The 1,509-nt window shown below is 49.9% G+C and carries 1 rRNA gene; it reads left to right on the top strand.

The window, feature by feature from the left end:
* Positions 1–17 precede the first annotated feature (17 nt).
* A 23S ribosomal RNA gene (locus AAEY93_RS20210) occupies positions 18–1,509 on the top strand; the annotation flags it as partial.

Here is a 1,509-nt window from a genome sequence, read left to right as displayed (position 1 = left end):
ACTCATTTGGGTTGTATGGTTAAGTGACCAAGCGTATACGGTGGATGCCTTGGCAGTCAGAGGCGATGAAGGACGTAATAACTTGCGAAAAGCGTTGGCGAGCTAGTAATAAGCATTTGAGCTAACGATATCCGAATGGGGAAACCCGGCCACATAAGTGGTCATCATAACGTGAATACATAGCGTTATGAGGCGAACCTGGGGAACTGAAACATCTAAGTACCCAGAGGAAAAGAAATCAACCGAGATTCCCCTAGTAGCGGCGAGCGAACGGGGATTAGCCCTTAAGTCTATGGGGTGTTAGTGGAATGTGTTGGAAAGCACAGCGGCACAGGGTGATAGCCCCGTACATGAAAACTAACCGTAGATGAAAACGAGTAAGGCGGGACACGTGACATCCTGTTTGAATATGGGGGGACCATCCTCCAAGGCTAAATACTCCTGACTGACCGATAGTGAACCAGTACCGTGAGGGAAAGGCGAAAAGAACCCCTGTGAGGGGAGTGAAATAGAACCTGAAACCGTGTACGTACAAGCAGTGGGAGCGGTTCTTGAGACCGTGACTGCGTACCTTTTGTATAATGGGTCAGCGACTTACATTTTGTAGCGAGGTTAAGCGAATAGCGGAGCCGTAGGGAAACCGAGTGTTAACTGCGCGTTTAGTTGCAAGGTGTAGACCCGAAACCGAGTGATCTAGCCATGGGCAGGTTGAAGGTTGAGTAACATCAACTGGAGGACCGAACCGACTTATGTTGAAAAATGAGCGGATGACTTGTGGCTGGGGGTGAAAGGCCAATCAAACTCGGAGATATCTGGTTCTCCTCGAAAGCTATTTAGGTAGCGCCTCGAGCGAATACCATTGGGGGTAGAGCACTGTTAAGGCTAGGGGGTCATCCCGACTTACCAACCCTTTGCAAACTCCGAATACCAATGAGTACTACTCGGGAGACAGACAGCGGGTGCTAACGTCCGTTGTCAAAAGGGAAACAACCCAGACCGTCAGCTAAGGTCCCAAAGTGTATGTTAAGTGGGAAACGATGTGGGAAGGCTCAGACAGCTAGGATGTTGGCTTAGAAGCAGCCATCATTTAAAGAAAGCGTAATAGCTCACTAGTCGAGTCGGCCTGCGCGGAAGATTTAACGGGGCTAAACATACCACCGAAGCTACGGGTGCATTTCATTAGAAGTGCGCGGTAGAGGAGCGTTCTGTAAGCGGTTGAAGGTGAAGGGGTAACCCACACTGGACGTATCAGAAGTGCGAATGCTGACATGAGTAACGATAAAGGGAGTGAAAAACTCCCTCGCCGAAAGACCAAGGGTTCCTGTCCAACGTTAATCGGGGCAGGGTGAGTCGACCCCTAAGGTGAGGCCGAAAGGCGTAATCGATGGGAAACAGATTAATATTTCTGTACCTTCACTAACTGCGATGGAGAGACGGAGAAGGCTAGGCTAGCGCGGCGTTGGTAGTCCGCGTTTAAGGTGGTAGGTTGTATTCTTAGGCAAATCCGGG

This window comes from Shewanella sp. CAL98-MNA-CIBAN-0140 (genome assembly GCF_040309905.1).
GTDB classification, from domain to species: domain Bacteria; phylum Pseudomonadota; class Gammaproteobacteria; order Enterobacterales; family Shewanellaceae; genus Shewanella; species Shewanella psychromarinicola.
Note: the sequence above shows the minus strand (reverse complement) of the source record. Positions and strands in the feature narration are given on the sequence as shown.